The sequence below is a fragment of the Plesiocystis pacifica SIR-1 genome, assembly GCF_000170895.1.
Lineage (GTDB): Bacteria > Myxococcota_A > Polyangia > Nannocystales > Nannocystaceae > Plesiocystis > Plesiocystis pacifica.
On sequence record NZ_ABCS01000060.1, the window covers coordinates 11,974 to 28,289 of the forward strand.

Genomic DNA, 16,316 nt, shown 5'->3' on the forward strand with positions numbered 1-16,316 from the left:
GACTCACCCTTGGGTTCGGAAGAACACGACCACGAGCAGCTCGCGGGTCGCCTCGCCGTCAAAGCGCGTGTGCGCGGGGTCGCCGTAGCTCTGCGCGAGGCCCTCGGGGATGTCCGCCTCCGCGACGCTCAAGCTCCATGTCCCGGGGGCCTGGGCGCTCGCCTCGGCCCAGCTCGTGCTCATGTGCCCGTTGAGCTCGGGGTTTGCGTTGAAACTACACGGGGTCGACGATCCGTCAGGGGCGGTCACCGTCGCGTTCATGCTCGCGGGAGCGTCTCCGGTGAGCACCAGGCGAAGCCCCGTCACCTCGAGGCCGCTGGCCTTGGCGAAGACGTAGGGGAAGCGCTCGGGCTCGAGGTCGAAGCTGAACACGCGCGCGCTCTGGCCGTGCTCTTGGCTCGTGAACGCGTACCAGGCGTCCGCGAAGTCCACGGACGCGCGCAGGATCATCGCCGCCCCTTGCCCGCCGCTTTGGTGACCGAGGTAGGTCTGCGCCGCGACGGCGCTCGACAGGCTCGCCTGCGCGGCCTGGGCCTGGGTGGCCCCGCCCTCGCGCGCGGTGTAGCGGATCGTCAGGAGCACGTCGCCGATCGACTCGTAGTCGAACTGCCGGTGCTCGGCTGGCAGGTCGACCCGCCAGGTGCTGATCGCTCCGGCCCCTTCGAAGGGGAGGTAGCGCGGACCTTGGAGCGAGGGCTCGAACAGCCCCGCGCTGTCTTGGCCCGAGCTGGTGGCGATGCGCTCGACCTGACCATAGCGGTAGACGAAGCGGGCGTCCTCGGGACCCTCGGGGTAATCGCCTCCGGCGTTCACGCGCATGCGGCTGGACTCGAGGGCCAAGGTGCAGCCTCCGCCGACGTGGGGGCCGGCCACCGCTGGCATCGCCACGCTCACCGACTTGATGCGCCGGGACAGGTGCCCGGGGTGGTCCAGGTCGTAGAGCCACTCGGGCACGGAGAAGTAGCAGCTGCCGGTCTGGCGCAGGACCGCGAGGGCGTAGGGGTCGACGCGGGCCAGCGACACGACCTTGGTCAGCTCGTACTCGCGCTCGTGGTTGTCGAGGTAGGCCGCGTCCATGCGGCGCAGGTCCTGGACGAGGAGCTCGCCCGCGAGCAGCCCGGCGCGCTCTTGGTCCCAGTAGCCGTAGGCGATGAAGCTGTCGTCGCGCTGGAGCTCGAAGCGGTAGGCCTGCTCGGCCGAGAGCGCCATGCGGTAGGCGAGGTTGTAGGCCTGCTTGTAGACCTGCTGGATCGACTCGGCCATCCACGAGTAGAGCTCCTCGTCGGTGTAGCGGCCGTGCATGAAGGAGGCGACGGCCTCGGCGTTCTCGATGCGGCGCTCGTGGGCGTGCAGCTCGGCCTTGGCGGCCTCGTGCTGGGCCGCTGCCGCCTCGAGCTGACGATCGATCTGCTCGAGCTCTCGCTCCGCCACGTCGCGCTGGAGCGTCCAGTCCTCGCGCCGTCGCTGCTGTTGCGCGATGATCCCCATGGCCCCCGCGCGAGACCCGAGCTTGGCCGCTTCGATCTGGTAGCGGGAGGCTCGCTGCGAGGCGACCCGGGAGAACATCGTCCCGCCGATCGAGCTCTGGAGCACGGGGGAGCTCGCCGCCCCCTGCACGCCGAACTGGATGTCCGGGTACAGACCATAGATCGTCGCCACCAACAGAAGGTCGTCCGCGGCCGTGTTCGCGGCGTTGGACTGCTGGATGAGGGCGGTCTGCTCTTGCTCGTGGAAGTTGAGCCCGTCATCCAGCAGCTTCTGGAAGTGGTTGCGACGCTTGAGTGCGACCGTTCGAGCCCAGTCCAGGGCGCGGATCGAGGACAGAGCGCCTTCGATCTGGAGCTCGCGTACGGCTCGGACCCGGTGCAGGACGGCAGGCTCTTGGACTGCCCGGAGCTTGGCGAGGTGATTGGCGTCGCGCTTTTCGAAGCTCGACAACAGCGCGCCGCCGAGGCTGCGAACCTCCGCCGCGAGCTCGAGGGACTTGGCTACGAGTACGCGGAAGCGGTGCTTGGGTGCGCGGCCCGAGAGGCTCGTCAGCGCCGAGGCGAAGTCCCCCGTCTTGGCCGCGGCCGCGACCAGGGCCGCAGGATCGATCGCAGGCTGGAACAGCGCCAAGCGACGCTCGATGCCCTGGAGGTTCTGGCAGCAGCGGATCTTGGTCAGGCGGTCCTCCACCCGATCCCAGTATTCCAGGAGTTCCCCGTTGGGCGGCACGCAGAAGTACCACTGCACGGGGAGCGACTCGCTCTGGCTCCCGATGCCGGAGTTCGCGTCCTGCTCGAGCATGTTGGCGTGGGCCAGCGAACCCAGGGTGTAGTTCTCGAGGTTCACGAGGGCGTTGCTGAATGCGTCGAGGCCCTCGGATTCGAGGGCGGCGAAGCTCTTGCTGCTCGCTTCGGCGTCGTTCGTGGGCGAGATGCGCTCGGGTCGAGGTCCGAGCACGGTCCGCGCGAGGATGTACAGCTGCGTCGCCTCGTTGATCGACTCGATCGTGTCGCGGGCGAACAAGCTGTCGCCCCACGCGATCAGGTTGTCGAGGTACTGCATGATGACGGCGCGCTGGTAGACGCCGTCGCGGAGGCTAGCGAGCAAGTGCGGGTCGAAGGGCCGACGACGCCACCGCCAGACCTGGTCCTCGAAGGCCTCTCGTGCCGCGATCTGGTCAGCGGACTCGCCGTCGAGCTGAAGCAACAGCAAGAGCTCGTGGATCGTGTCGGGCTCGGCGCTGTCGAAGAAGGGGCGGATCTGCCAAAAGCGCTGGGGAGCTTCGCCCGCGCTGGCCGTGGGGTCGAAGATGCGACGGAGCCAGGTGTCGGCCTCTTCGAAGCGCTGGCTCGCCGTCAGGCGCTTGGCCAGCAGCACGGGCGCATGGAAGAAGAGCTCCCAGTTGTAGATCGAGTAGGCGCCCCCTGGGCTGAAGTCGACGTCGACGCGAGCGAGAGGCGCTTCGACGCGCTTGGGGGCGTAGCGTTGGTCGTCGAACAAGACCGCGTCGAGCTGCTGCCGTGCGAACGCGGGGTCGCCCTGGCCGGAGTGGGGCGCGAGCAAGCCCTGGACCCCGTGGGCGCGGGTTTGACCGAGGAACTCGCTGGCGTAGGGGTGCTCGAACAGCTGTACGGCGAAGCGCTTGCCTTCCCACGGAAGGGTGGAGAACGGCGCCGTCATGCTCGGGGTGATGGCGAAGGTCTCTTCGACGGTCTTCTCCTCTTGGGCGCCGAGGAGCTCGAGCTGGTCGGGGGCCCAGGGGGTCTGCGCGAGGCTTTGCTTGGTCTGGACGCCTGGAATGCCGGCGTCCCACTTGGTCTTGACCTGCAGTCCGTCGAACTTCAGGGTTGGCGTGACTGGGTCGAGCTTGGGCTCGACCAAGGTCACGACCACGGGCGTGTCGACGAGGCCGGCTTGCTCGAGCCAGGGCGCGGCTTCGATGTCGCCAGGGTCGACCACCTGGAGGGTGTCTTGGGCAGTGCCGAGCTTGGCGCGGTGGAGGTCGCGGGGCTCGAAGAACAGACCGTGCCAGCGGTCTTGGTAGAAAAAGCCCGTGCTTTGCACGAGGCCTGGCTGCTCGTCTTGAGCGAACATCAGCCGGAAGCCCGAGGGAGGCGCATCAAAGATGACCTGGGCCTGCTCGCGCCGCGGCCAGCGTTGCTCGCGGGTTTGAAGCTCGAAGTCAGGGGGAGAGCCTCCCTTCGAGCTCAGCGCTTGGCCCGAGCTCTTCAGCGTGGCTGCGTCGTAGCTCCACGCGTCGATGTCATGGTTTTCGATCGCCGAGACTCGGACCTCGCCTGCCGTAGGCTCGAGCACGAACACGCCAAACACGTGGAGCTTTGCGAACACGAGGCCCTCGGGCTGTCCCTCGAACTCGATGGGCTGGCGCACCGCGATCTCGAGCGCGGGGCTCCCCGTCGCTTGGCTGATGATCTCAGCTGTGGACAAGCGCAGGCGCCCTTGGAAGGACACAAAGCGGGATTGCGGCACGCGGTCGGGGAGGGTGAAGCCTGCACATGAACGGATCCCGCTCCATGTTCCAAAGCGTCGCTCGATCCAGCTCAGGCCGACCCGCACCACGCCCAAGCCGGCGTCGCCGGCCATGTCGTCGGTGACTTTCTGGATGTTCTCGGTCTCGAAGCGAAGCTGCGGCCAGAACACGTAGAGTCGTCCGCCAAACACGACTGGGACCGCGACATCCCCTTCGATGTCGACGCCGAGGTCGACCCACGGCGTCCAAAAGCGTCGGTCTTCGCGGGTGCGGTAGAGCCAGCGGTGCGGGGTGCCGCGGGTGCGCCCGAGGACGTGGAGTCGGTCGACCAACTCGCCTTGGGTGTGGGCGTCGAGCTCGCGTACGAGACCCATGACCTCCGGCCTGGCGATCGCCTCGAGCCCGACGAGGTAGTCGAGGAAGGCGCGCTCGGTCGACGCCTCGGTGGGCTCGTCTTGCATGAGCGCCGACTCGAGCTGCTCGAATAGGGGCGAGCGGTCGCGGCGTAGCTCGGGCTCGACCCAGTTCTCCGGGTAGAGGAAGACCTTTCGGTTGGCCTCCCAGACCCGGTAGTTCTTCATCCAGCGGTACTGGACGGCCGCGTCCGCGTCGAAGCTGAGCCCGGCTTCGAGGTTGAGGAACACGCGCTGGATGAACAGCTGGATCGAGCTCAGGGCGAGCTTGATGCGGCTGGTCGAGGCGCAGGCGCTCATCTCGACATCCAGGAGGTAGTGCGCGTAGAGCTCATCTTCGTCGGCGAAGCTGTGCTCGCCGTCGCCGTGGGCGATGAGGTAGGCGACCAAGGCGTCTCGCTGCATGGCGCGCAGGGAGTCTTGGAGCTGCTTGCCCGCGCTGGCCCAGCCGGCCTCGCCGTGGCGGGCACGCAAGGCGGCGCGCATGCCATCGGTTTCGCTCGTTGAGGGCTCGTCGGTCATCCAGGCGAGCCAGCGGGAGACAGGGACCCCTGTCTTGGAGACGAGCTCGACGGACTCGATGAGCTCGGTGAGGGCGACCTCATCGTCGAAGCTCGACGCGTTTGTCAGACCGAGGGCGATCCGAGTTTCCGTCACCGCCTCGGGCGTCCACCCGAGAGGCGCCCCCCGCTCGGAGAACAGGACATCGATCTCGGCGGTGTCCGTCGCGTCGCGGAGAAGCGATAGGGTGTCGGGGTGTGCGGAGAAGGACTGGCGCGCCTTGGCGACCGCGGCGAGACGTCGCCACTGGGCAAAGTTGACCGCCGAGGGACCGCTGGCGGTGAGCTCATCCAGGACGAGCCAGGGCTTCGGGTCAGGAGCGGCCGCGCCGTAGAGGTACTCGAGCGCGGCCGCATCGAGATCGTGGGCGAGCACGAGGGAGCCTGCCTTGTAGAGCCGCTCGAAGGCCTCACGGCTCGTCGTGGAGAGGGTGTCGTCCTCCGCCACGTTCGCGCCATCTTCGAAGGCAGCGACCAGCGGCTCGGCACCCGCGCGCATGTAGACCACCAGCAAGGCCTGCGTCAGCTCGACGGGCAGGCCCAGGAGCAGCGCGAGGTGTTGGATGGTCGCGGAGCGACGGCTGCGCGCCTCGAGGCGGGGGAGCAGCTGCGCCAGGACATGGTCCATGCAGGCCTCGGTCGTCGGCAGCCGTTGGGCTCCGACGAGCGCGCTCTGGGTCGTCGTGAGGTCGTCGACGAGATCGCCCAGCTCCGAGGCGATCATCGCCTGTTGCTCGGCCTCGGAGACCGTCGAGCTGCCAAGGATGATCGCCATCAAGGCGTCGAGGCGGTCGCTCGCGTCGGCGGGCTGTGCGGGGGCCAGCGCCTCGGCGAGCGCATCGCGCAAGCGCGGCGCCGTGGTGAAGTCGGGGAGCGCGTAGAGCTCGGAGATGCCGACGAGCTCGCGGTCGAGGGCCTTTAGCGCGTTGGTGACGGCGTCTTGATTGGGCCCGAGCTCGCTGGCGCCGTCGTTGTGGAGGATGTAGCGAAGGTGCTCCGCCCCAAGCGCAGAATCTGAGACCTCCCGCGCTTGCTCGATGAACTGGAGCGTCGCTTCGAGGTCTGCGAGGGCTGCCACACTGGAGGCCTCGTGGAAGGGGGAGCCGCCGAGTAGCGCGATCATGTGACGCAGCTGCGTCACCGTCAGCCCGAGCGCTCGGGCGAGCACGACGCGGCGGCGGGCGGCCGAGAGGATCGCCAGGGTGGTCGTCGCGTCTGCCGCGAGCCCTTCGGTGACCAGCCAGCTCGTGAGCGCGTCGAGTTCGACTTGGCCGAGCTGAAGCGCCGCCGAGACCGTCGAAGTACGCTCGGCGGAGCGTAGGCCTCCCGATGTGTCCGCGAGCTCCGTACCCTCGGCGTTCAGCTCGAAGGAGGCGATCTCCTGGGTCAGGAACAGCTGGGCGTAGGTGGACGGTGCGTCTATGTCGCGGGGATCCGCATGGGTGTCGAGTGGGGACCACAGCGACGAAGCGGTCAGAACATCGAGACCGAGGCGGCGGGCGATCGCGTAGGCCATCCCCAGGCGCTGGAGGTACTCGGCGTCGAGGCTGCCGGGCGTTGGCGCGAGGGCTCGCAAGCTGGCGTCGAGGGTGTGCGCCCCCCACCCGGTGTGGGCGTTGAGGCGAGCGAAACGGTGCCAGCGCTCGAGGTGCCCCTCGGTCAAACCCGAGATCGTCGCCTGGGTCAGGTCGCACACGTTGGGGAAGTCCGCGAGGACGAGGCTCAGCCCCGAGCCCACGAAGTCGGTGCGAAGCATGACCTCGAGCTCAGCGAAGCTGTGCCCCGAGATTTCGAGGAGCGTCGGGACGGCAACCAAGCTAGCCACGTCCTTGCCCGCCCACGAGTCCGACGTCGAAAAGCCTGGCGCGCCGGTCAAGGCCTCGAACATGGCGCGCGACAGTCCGAGCTGTGCGCGCGCGCGGACCTGGGGATCGAGGGAAGACGAGAAGCGCTCGAGCACGTCAGCCCGACTGAGCCCGTAGCCGTCGAAGTAGAGCTCGGCCTCAGCGCGGTGCAGATCAAAGGGGAGCCCCCACGGGTGCGCCGCGTTGCGCAGCTCGGTGTAGGCGCCCTCATCTCGGTGCTCTGGACCGAGCAGCAGCTCCGCTTCGGTCCAGGTCGTTTGCCAGTGCTCTTCCCCAACCGCGGGGCCCTTCGAGACCCGGGTCTCGAGTAGCTCGATCACCAGATCGATGTAGGGAAGCGTCGTGTTCGAGTTGGCGCAGTTGAGCAAGAGCGCCGTCAGGTCGGGCCGGCGGATGCTCAGCTCCGCGAGGGCATCTGGCGTCGTCGCCCCGGGTTGGTTGCGCAGGAACTGGAGGAGGTCGACCATGTAGGCCGCCGGGCTGAGAACCGAGCGGCAGTGCGTGCACGCGCAGTAGGACATGGCCCCAAACAGGCTCGCCAGATCGGGAGCCGCTTCGGCGCTTGGAGCCGCAGGTTGTGACAGCACGCCTTCGAGTCCCGGGCTCTGGAACGCAGGGGCGTACTTGGTGACCAGGGCCAAGGTCGTGCCGTGGACCTGGCCAGCTCGATCGTAGATCGCCCGCGCACGAACCTCGCCCACGCTCAGATCACCGCCTGGCCCCGCGAGTTGGGGGGCGAACTTGCGGGCAAACGCGGTCCATCCCATGGCCCGGACCTGCGCGGCAGAGCGGAGCCCGCCGAGGTAGAGCGGCTTGATCGTGTCGTAGGTCGACCCCCGCGGGGCCAGGTAGGCCAGGCGCTGAAGGCCCTCGACGTTTGCGCGGCATGCCTCGCGGCGCCCGTCGACGTCCGGGACTGCGTCGAGAGCTGAGGTGTTGGCGTCGAGGTAGCGCTGGACGATGTCCTTGCGGAGATCGAAGCCAGGGTTGGCCCCGAGGAAGGTCGTGAGGTCGTCGCCCCCGTCGAAGTTGGTGACGTCCCGCTCGATCCGCGCACGGACGACGGCGGTGGGAGCCGCGTCGGAGACGAGCCGAGCCAGGGTCTCGGCGTAGCGTTGCACACGTGCGGCTTGGTCCCACTGGGCCGGGATGACATCCGGCACGCCGACGCCTGCGTTGATCAGGGCCGTCCAGCCCGCGATGTCGATCGTCGCAAGGTCCTCGAAAGACTCGATCGGGTCCGTCGTGTCGTTGCGCCTGGCGTGTAGCGCGTCGATCAGCGGCTGGTGGCCGTGGGTCAGTGCCTGAAGTTGTAGGCTCCAGCGGTAGGTGTCGTGAACGGGTTGGCCGAGCCCGGGGTCGTCGAGGACCGACTGCCAGAAGCTGTCGAGGTCGCCCTCGTGGGCAGCGTACTTGGTGAGGAAGGCGCGCTGGAGGGCTTCGCTGCCTTCGTCGCGGTCCTGGCCGGCTGCGTCGATCGCCGCTCGGAATTTGGATCGCTCGCCAGTGCCCGGATCTGCAAACAACGAGGAGTCGATCGCCAACGCCTCGAGGGCAGCCACATGCGAGGCGAGCGCGCTCTCGCCAGGATCGTCGATCACGTTGCGGCTGATCGCGCGCGCGAGGGCGCGATGGTGTGCGGCCGGACCATGCGCCAGTAGCTCTGGGAGGCTTCTTGGCATCCCCTCGCGCAGGAGCGCGAAGTAGCAAGTCGCGGGTACGGTCGAGCCAACGGCGGCGAGCCGGTGAGCGTGGAGGAAGGTGGCGATGGCGGACGGCGCCCGTTGGGCCTTGTTGGCGAGGTAGTCGACGTCCTCGGGGCCGAGTTGCGCAAAGGGTAGAGGCGTGCCTCCCTGGCTCGCCAGGGGCTCGAGGGTGAGCTCCAGGCGGCGGAACTCCGACCGGCCGCGGTAGCCCTCACCGACGACGACATCAACTTGGTGCTCGCCACCGGAGAGCCCCCAGAGCGTCACCGAGCGACCGATCTCGAGACCTTGGCCGTCTTCAACGACAACCTCGAAGTCCCCCTGGTCGACATCTGACCACTCGAAACTCAACGAATAGCGACCTGCACTCGTGGACACGCCGCTGGGCTGTCTAGCGTCATAGTCGCGCAGCGTCGTCTTGCGCAGAATCTTGATGGTCTGCGCGGCGAGCGGCTCGCCAGAAGAGTCAACAATGGTGCCTTGGAAGGTGTACGTCGCCATGGGGGATCACGGCAGTAGAGCTGGCTCCACTCACCGATTGGTGGGCGGAGCAGAACTGCCGGGAGCCACCGTAGCAGTAGCCGGCGTACGCGCCAGTGATCTTTTTGTGGTGATTTCGCTTGGAGACCGCCGGACCCAACCTTCCGTGCCATACCTCCGGTGAGGTCATTTGAGTAATAAATAATGAATCGTTCTAGGATGGGACGGGTAGTCCCAGACGTACCTACGCCCCTTCGGCGTAGTAGGGGATCTGATAGAACGCGATGCGGCCCATGATGTAGGTCGCCGCGTAGCGGATCTGCGTGCTCACGGCCTCCTCGAAGGTCTCGCTGCGCAACACGGGCAAGATCGGGTCGAGCTCGAGCAGGGCCTCCCGCTCGTTCTCGGTGATCATCGCGGCGTTCAGCACCGTCAAGAAGGCCGACACCTGGTCGCGCTTGCCCTGGAAAATCTTCAGCAGCGTCGGCGTCTTGAGGCTGTGCGCGATGAAGCCGATCGCCTGCTGGGCTCGGTCGTACTGCGTGATCAGCCGGGCCTCGGGGTTGAGGTAGATCCGCGCGCCTTCTTGGATGACGGGCCCGGCCAGAGCGGCACCGATCTTCGCGACCTCGTGGAACAGCCCGACGACCTGCTCTCGCCGCTTCGTCTTGTGCTCCTCGCGGATCGCCTGCTCTTGGACCCGTGACTTCCCGTCCTGGAGGTCCCGGTAGCGGTCGAACATCTCGCGCTGCTCGTTGATGCTCTCCCGCATGATCTCGCGCGCGCCGCGAACGAGGTCGGGGGCCGCGGCGATCGAGCTCGTCGCCATGTCGAGGGCGCGCGAGACGTGGTCGAGCATCGCTTCGTTCGCGGCGGCGAGCCGGACGAGGTGGGCGTCGATCTTCGCGTCTGCCCGCTGCCGCTCGTACCACTCGGCCTCGCGGTTGGGCTCTCGCCGGGAGCGCGGCTCGATCCGCGGCCGGGAGGGCTCGACGCGCACGTTCGGCTGCTCGACTCGAGGCGGGGTCACGGGGATCTCGGGGTAGGTTGCGTCCTCCGTCTGGTCCACGAGGACGAGCCGGCGCCCGACGGCGATGACCTGCTCTCCATAGACGTCGTAACCAACGAGCCGGAAGTCGCACCACTCGCCGTCGGTTCGGGTCGTCGTCCACGCCGCGGCGACCTTCCACAGATCCTCGACGATCACGGAGACCTCGAGTCGTCGCTCCGCGGGGTCGATGGCGAGGTCGGGGAGCTTCCACTCGACGCTCGCACCCGGGAACTCTGTTGCTCCAGCAGCGAGTGGGTCGTCGCCAAAGCTGTACTCCTCTGGGTTCTCCAGCATGACCCGGTGGGCACCTCCGCCTCGCTTGCACATCAGTCGTACGATAGCGAGCTCTTCATCATGTGACTGGAGACCATTGACCCACGCCACAGGAATGGTGTCTACATTCTTCTTTTCACCTGCCATGTTCTTCGAGCCTCCTATCGGTGGATAATTCGACATGGGAGAGTCGGCAAGTGGTTTTTCGTATCGCTTGTCTCGCTTCAGGTCTGACGCGTTGTGAGCCACGAGATCGAGCCTTCAGTCAGTCGCGTTTAGAGCGCGCTCGAGCCATCTGCGAGCCTCGTTTGAGACGCGGCTGGTACTCGGCTAGGACACGATTGAGCCTCTCCCGAGCCCCTGTTGAGACTCGTCCGAGCCTCTCGTGAGTCAATTGGGGAGGAACCAAAAGCGGGCACATTTGCATGGTTCCAACCCATCGACTCGACCCGAGGGTGGCCTCGAACAATTGTCATTTAAATCAGTCGACGATCAGCCGGACCTGAGTCAGGCTCACCTCATGCGGTACGAGCAGGCGTCGAGCGCTTCGCGCCCCCATGGGAGGCCCGGATGACGGCGATGAAGACCATGGGCATCGTTGCGGCGACTCTCGCGGCGAGTGCCCTGATCGGCGGCGGAGCCTACTGGCTCTACCGCCGTTGGGGCGAAAAGAAGCAAGAGGCCGAGGTTGACCCAGAAGACCTCCCCAACGACCACGATGATGACGGCGTCACCGAGCCAGTCACACCGGACGAGGTTCGCCCTCGGGGAGGCTTCATGGACCGCACCACGCTCCCCGACGACGTGAAGCAAAAGTTCATCGACGCCTTCGGAGGCTACGCGCCGCCCAAAGACGAAATTCTCGACAACCTGACCCAGGAGGACGTCATCCTCTTCGGCGTGAAGTCGGAGCCCGTGCCCGGCTACCCCAGCGTGCGCGAGGAGATCCTCACCGCGAAGGTCCGCACGGTCGAAGACACGGTGATCCGCGCCCGGATCTCCGAACCCGCTCTGTACTCGGCCCACCTTGGGGCCCACGCTGGCCACGGCTTTCGCTTCGGCGAGATGGTCGAGGTCCCTCGAGGGGTGATCATCCTGGCCGCGCGGCCCAAGCCCAACGGCATCGAGAATTACGGCAAGTACGGCCGCCCCGCGGCGACCTTGAAGCCGAGCCACTCGACCAAGAAGACCTACGACGTCTACCCCGGGACCCCTTACGACCTGGTGATGCCCTACATCTCCGACGACATCGAGTTCCACGTCGACCGCGAGATGGTCCGCTTCGAGCTCGTCGGATCCAAGGGGCTCCACCAACAGATCGTGTTCAGCGAGGGCAGCATGCGCGGCGACGTGACGCTTCGGGCGCTCGACCGCGATCCCAAGACAGGCCTGGTCTTCGTCGCGCGCTGGGATCTCTTCATCGACCCCTGATGAGCGCCGTGGTGGCCTGCTCCTCGTAGGCCTGCGCGGCGCGCCTCCGACTAACTGAACCCCGCTTGGCGGCGCGACGCTCGAGGGCGGCGTTTCCTTCCACGCCCGCACCACGTTGAGGCACCCCGACCTCGGTGCTAGCCCAAAAATAAGCGCGTTCGGAGCAAAGCGAGCCCCCCGCACGAGTCCGAGTAGGTCGACGAGCTCGAGTTCGACCACCTTGACGTCGAGTTCGAGCCTCTCGAGCTCAATCAGCAGCACGATCAGCCGCGCGACCGACTCGGACTGGGCGTGAGGGCGCACGTGTCCCGAAGCCGACGCTCCTCGTAGCGCTGATGTCACTGAAGTTCAGACCTGCAGGCAGGCGTGGGCGGAGAGAAACTCGTTGATGTAGCGATGTGTCCCAAGCACCCGGACCCGCAGCTGGCGAGCTGTGCGTATGACCTGGGCTGGGATGTCGACGAAGGCTCGGCGAAAGCGCTTCCATTCCCACCGGGTGACTTCTTTGGGCAGCGCGAGCTGAGCTGTCCATTTGCCGAGGTTCCAAGCCAGTCGGGCGATCTCCAGCCACGCAGCGTTTCCCCGCAGCTGAGCGACCGGCATCCTCCACGCGGCGATCCCCGTGTGAAGACCAGCCATGATGTTCTCTTGATCACAGCGCTTGTAAGTCTCGTCGATCACATCTTCAGCCGACCAGCTGCTCGGGAGATTCGTGACCACGTAGCGATACCGGACCTCTTTCCACATCTCGCGCTGCGGCGACTTGCCCTTGGAGACGTCGAGTATTTGTCGGCGAATGATGATCCGTGTGCCGCCGGGACCTTCAGTCTCAGCGACCGCTTGCCTGGCAAGCTTCAGCTCCTTGTAGCCTCGCTGCCGAGCTCGGCGCTTGCGACGGTTTCGCTTCTTCTTTCGACGCTTGAAGCTTGGCTTGGCTTCGCGCTCGGCCGCTGCTCGCTTGGCTCGAGTTTGGAAGGAGCGCCACACTCGGGGTTGCTCGGCGATTGCTGGCCGATCAGGCGTCTCCCGCCCCACGAACGCGAAGTAGCAGCCATGTCCTTCGCAGGCATGACGAAGATCGGCGCGATCGTAGTCGCTGTCTGCGAGCACGAGGACGGTCTCGAATTGTTTGAGCAGACGCGGGAGTACGTCATCGAGGAGCTCGGCAGCCCCATCACTGGAGCGGACATTCCCGCCACGAAGCCGCAGCCCGACACACTCGCCATCGGCCAAAGATGCGACCAAGACGCTGTAGGACCACTTGCCCTTGTAGTTGAAATCTGCGCCCTCGCGGGTCGAAGACGTCTGCTCGAGATGACCATCGAGATGCAAGACCGCGAGCGGTTTGCGCTTGCGCTTGCGCGACCACGACCAGCGCTTCGGATTCTTCCACATCGTCTCTTGCACCTCATCGATGCCCGCACGCAGGCTCTCGAGTTTGCCCCTCGGGACGAAGCGCCTGAGGAAATCTCCCGAGGTCGTCGGGTCAGGCGTGCGTTCAGCGCCCAGGATCTTGAGCAACGCCTGGTCTTGCTGCAGCATCGCCATGTCTTCCAGACATGAGCCGCCTGCGTAGAGCATCAAGGCCTGACAGATGATGTGATCGGACTCGTGGTAGGGGAGGTAGCGCTTGAATACATCGACGTTGGCGTCCAAGGTCTGCGCCGCCTTCAAGCGCCGCAGCAATGCCAGCGGCAATGCCAGCCCGCCAAGGCTCGTGATATCGGGTCGAGCGTCATGCTCGAGGTGGATCTTGTGATGCCGCAGGACCGGCCCTGGGCGGCTGGGCCAGGGCAGCTCCTCGTGAGGAATCGACGTCCCGGAGTTGACGTGACTGGCGCGGGGGAGCGGTGTAGGCTTCTTCACTTGGAGTCCTCGAGGTTGGCTGTTGAGGTGGTTGGCACTTCCTCTGACAACTGCTCTCTGCGGGACTCCAGCTATGGTTTTGGATCTCACTCACGCGTCGGACTGACCAACGCGCTTACTTCAGGGCTAGCTTGGTCTCGCCCAACGGCGCGCCGTCCCAACTCCGAAAGGACAACAGGATGAGCGTCTACAAGAAGCGATGGACCGGCAAAGACGGCCGCGTCCGAACCAAGTGGATGGTCCACATCAAGCACACGGGCCCCGACGGCAAGCGCAAGGAGATCCGGCGAGTCTCGCCGGTCAACACACGCCGTGGCGCCGAGGCCTTTGAACGCGAGCTCCGGGACAAGCTTCTCCCGGGTGCGCGCGGGAAGGACAAGCGAACGCAACACATTCGGAGCGCGCCGACGCTCGAGGACTTCGCCCCGGAGTTCCTGGCTTTCCAAGCCAGCCCCGGGGCCTCGCGCAAAGGTCCCAACAAGCCCGGCGAGCTCCGCGAGAAGCGGCGCACCCTCGACAACCACCTCATCCCGGCCTTCGGCGAGCTCCGCCTCGACGAGATCCGGGCCCGCGACATCGATCGCTACATCACCCGCAAACACGCCGACGGCCTGAGCACCAGCACGATCTCCAACCACCTGATCGTGCTCAAGCGGCTGCTCAACGTCGCCCGGCGATGGGAGCTGCTCGATCGGATCCCGGAGATCCCCACGCCCAAGAAGCCCGCGCGCACGGACTTCTTGAGCAAGGACGAGGCTCGGGCCCTGCTCGTCGGGGCCGAGGAGCAGTGGCGATCGCTGGTGCTCCTGGGTCTGCGAACTGGGCTGCGGCTCGGGGAGCTGCGTGGGCTTCGGTGGCGAGATGTCGATCTCGAGGGTGGACAAGTCCGCGTCGAGCAAGCCGTCACCAACGCCGGGATCGGCACGCCCAAGTCCGGCAAGGGCCGGAGCGTGCCGTTGGCCCGGGACATCCGGGAGGCGCTCGCGGTTCGTCGAGGCCCTCGCCGGCGCAAGCCGGACACGCTGGTCTTCGCCCAGTCGGACGGTCGGCCGCTGGCCCACAACACGATCGGCCGGGCGCTGACCCGCGCGGCCGAGGCCGCGGGGATCGAGCGGCGCATCACCCCGCACGTGCTTCGGCACACCTTCGCGTCGCATGCGGTGCTCGCGGGGGTGCCGATCCGGATCGTTCAGGGGTGGCTCGGGCACGCCGACATCACGATGACGATGCGATACGCGCACCTGAGCCCGGAGGGGCACGGGGGCATGATCGACCGTCTGCTCGACTAGCTGCGGCTGGCTCGAGGGACGGCTCGAAATCCGCGCCAAGAGCGCGGAGCACAATGGGAGCACACGTTTGGGGAACCAACGGAAAACGGGCAGCTAGAGAGGTCTAGCTACCCGTCTGAAAGCTCCGGCAACAGGACTCGAAACGCTGTTGTACGGAAAAATCGACAACCTCAAAAACGGCGGTTAGACGCGCTCTCCTGGCTCAGACGGGCTCTCAGCGATAGCTGGGAGCCCGTCTGGCAATTCGGTGATCGAGTGGGGTTGAGTGGGGTTGAGTGGGTCTGAGCAGCAACTTTCTGGATGAATTCTGGATGAATTCTGGATGAGCCATGTCGACGAAAGAGGCGCGGTACTCGCTGACGCGGTCCAGTCAGTCGCCCTCGGGCGTGACCACGTCGGGCTTGGGCTCGGGGACCAACAAGTCGACGAGTCGCTTGCTCTGGTCGTTGCCGACGAGCGGAGCGCGGCCTTATGACCAGGGGGCTTCATCACCAGTACACGCGGGAAGCGGCCTGATCGCGGCAGGGAGTTTGGTAGCCTGCCCAGGATGAAACGGATACCGATTCTGCTCCTCACGCTTCTACCCCTTGCCTGTTCCGACGACCCTGCCACGAGAGACACTGCAGACGAGGCGGGCGACGCAGAGACCGTGGGCGAGGGTGCGACCGATGAGGAGCCAGGTAGCAGCGGTACGACCGACGATGGGACCAGCGAGGGAGCCAGCGACACCGACGACGCGACGACCAATGCTGAGACCGACGACACCGAGGGCGAAAATACTGACGTTGGCGAGACTGGAAGCGAAGCGGCGCCGACCAGTCTCGAAGTGGAGGCCGACGGCCAACGCATCGGCTATCTCATGTCTGTCGCCGAGTGGTCTATCTACGTTTGGGACGACGAGCAAGGTCTACTGTTCTCCGTGTTCGACGCGACCGGGAACGTTGGTGGGCCCAATACCTACTGGTACCCAACCGACGACTGCTCGGGGACGGCCTATGTACTCGCGTCCAGTGGTGGCGATTGTGGTGGTTCTGGGCCTAACCGTCGACGCGTCTGGGGAAACACCGATGGATGGGATGAGCCGAGCACATTGTTCACGACCACGGGAGCACCGACGGAAATCGATGTGCAGTCGTACGAGTCCGCGGGGCAGTGCATTCAAGGCGCGATCACGAGTTGTGTGATGCAAGTGGTCGAGACCAACGCGATCCCGACCAGCTTCCCGACGCCGATCACAATCGTCGAGTCGACGGGCTGAGCCACCGCACATGCTCACCGACGCTGCCACCTGTGGCATGAGAAGAAGCAGGTTACGTCTCGTGCGTGCTTCCTCGTGGCATCTGAAGTGGCATGCCGGACTCCCATCGCCTCACCCGCCTCGCTCAAGCCGCGACTGCTCCGCC

At 66.2% G+C, this 16,316-nt stretch carries 6 protein-coding genes; 3 read left to right on the forward strand and 3 right to left on the reverse strand.

Annotated features, from left to right (window positions below; all coding sequences use genetic code 11):
- Positions 1-3: 3 nt before the first annotated feature.
- Both PPSIR1_RS25885 and PPSIR1_RS25890 read right to left on the reverse strand, forming a co-directional pair.
- Positions 4-8,418 (reverse strand): Tc toxin subunit A-related protein, encoded by an 8,415-nt coding sequence (locus tag PPSIR1_RS25885; RefSeq protein WP_198154610.1) that lies wholly within the window; start codon positions 8,416-8,418, stop codon positions 4-6.
- A gap of 829 nt (positions 8,419-9,247) precedes the next feature.
- The gene (locus PPSIR1_RS25890) at positions 9,248-10,381 is read right to left on the reverse strand and encodes a hypothetical protein (RefSeq protein WP_045116758.1); all 1,134 of its coding nucleotides are present in this window, start codon (positions 10,379-10,381) and stop codon (positions 9,248-9,250) included.
- 516 nt (positions 10,382-10,897) lie between these two features.
- Between PPSIR1_RS25890 and PPSIR1_RS25895 the strand changes: the two genes are divergently transcribed.
- Entirely contained in the window at positions 10,898-11,758 is an 861-nt protein-coding gene (locus PPSIR1_RS25895; RefSeq protein ID WP_006974147.1) for a hypothetical protein, read from the forward strand.
- A gap of 348 nt (positions 11,759-12,106) precedes the next feature.
- Here the strand turns inward: PPSIR1_RS25895 and PPSIR1_RS25900 are convergent, their stop codons facing one another.
- Positions 12,107-13,624 (reverse strand): IS1380-like element ISPlpa1 family transposase, encoded by a 1,518-nt coding sequence (locus tag PPSIR1_RS25900; RefSeq protein ID WP_232296551.1) that lies wholly within the window; start codon positions 13,622-13,624, stop codon positions 12,107-12,109.
- Positions 13,625-13,803: 179 nt separating this feature from the next.
- Here PPSIR1_RS25900 and PPSIR1_RS25905 point away from each other — a divergent pair, with 179 nt between their 5' ends.
- Both PPSIR1_RS25905 and PPSIR1_RS25910 read left to right on the forward strand, forming a co-directional pair.
- A complete protein-coding gene (locus tag PPSIR1_RS25905; protein ID WP_006974149.1) occupies positions 13,804-14,913 on the forward strand; it encodes a tyrosine-type recombinase/integrase in 1,110 nt (369 codons plus the stop codon).
- 547 nt (positions 14,914-15,460) lie between these two features.
- Entirely contained in the window at positions 15,461-16,171 is a 711-nt protein-coding gene (locus PPSIR1_RS25910; protein WP_006974151.1) for a hypothetical protein, read from the forward strand.
- Positions 16,172-16,316 lie beyond the last annotated feature (145 nt).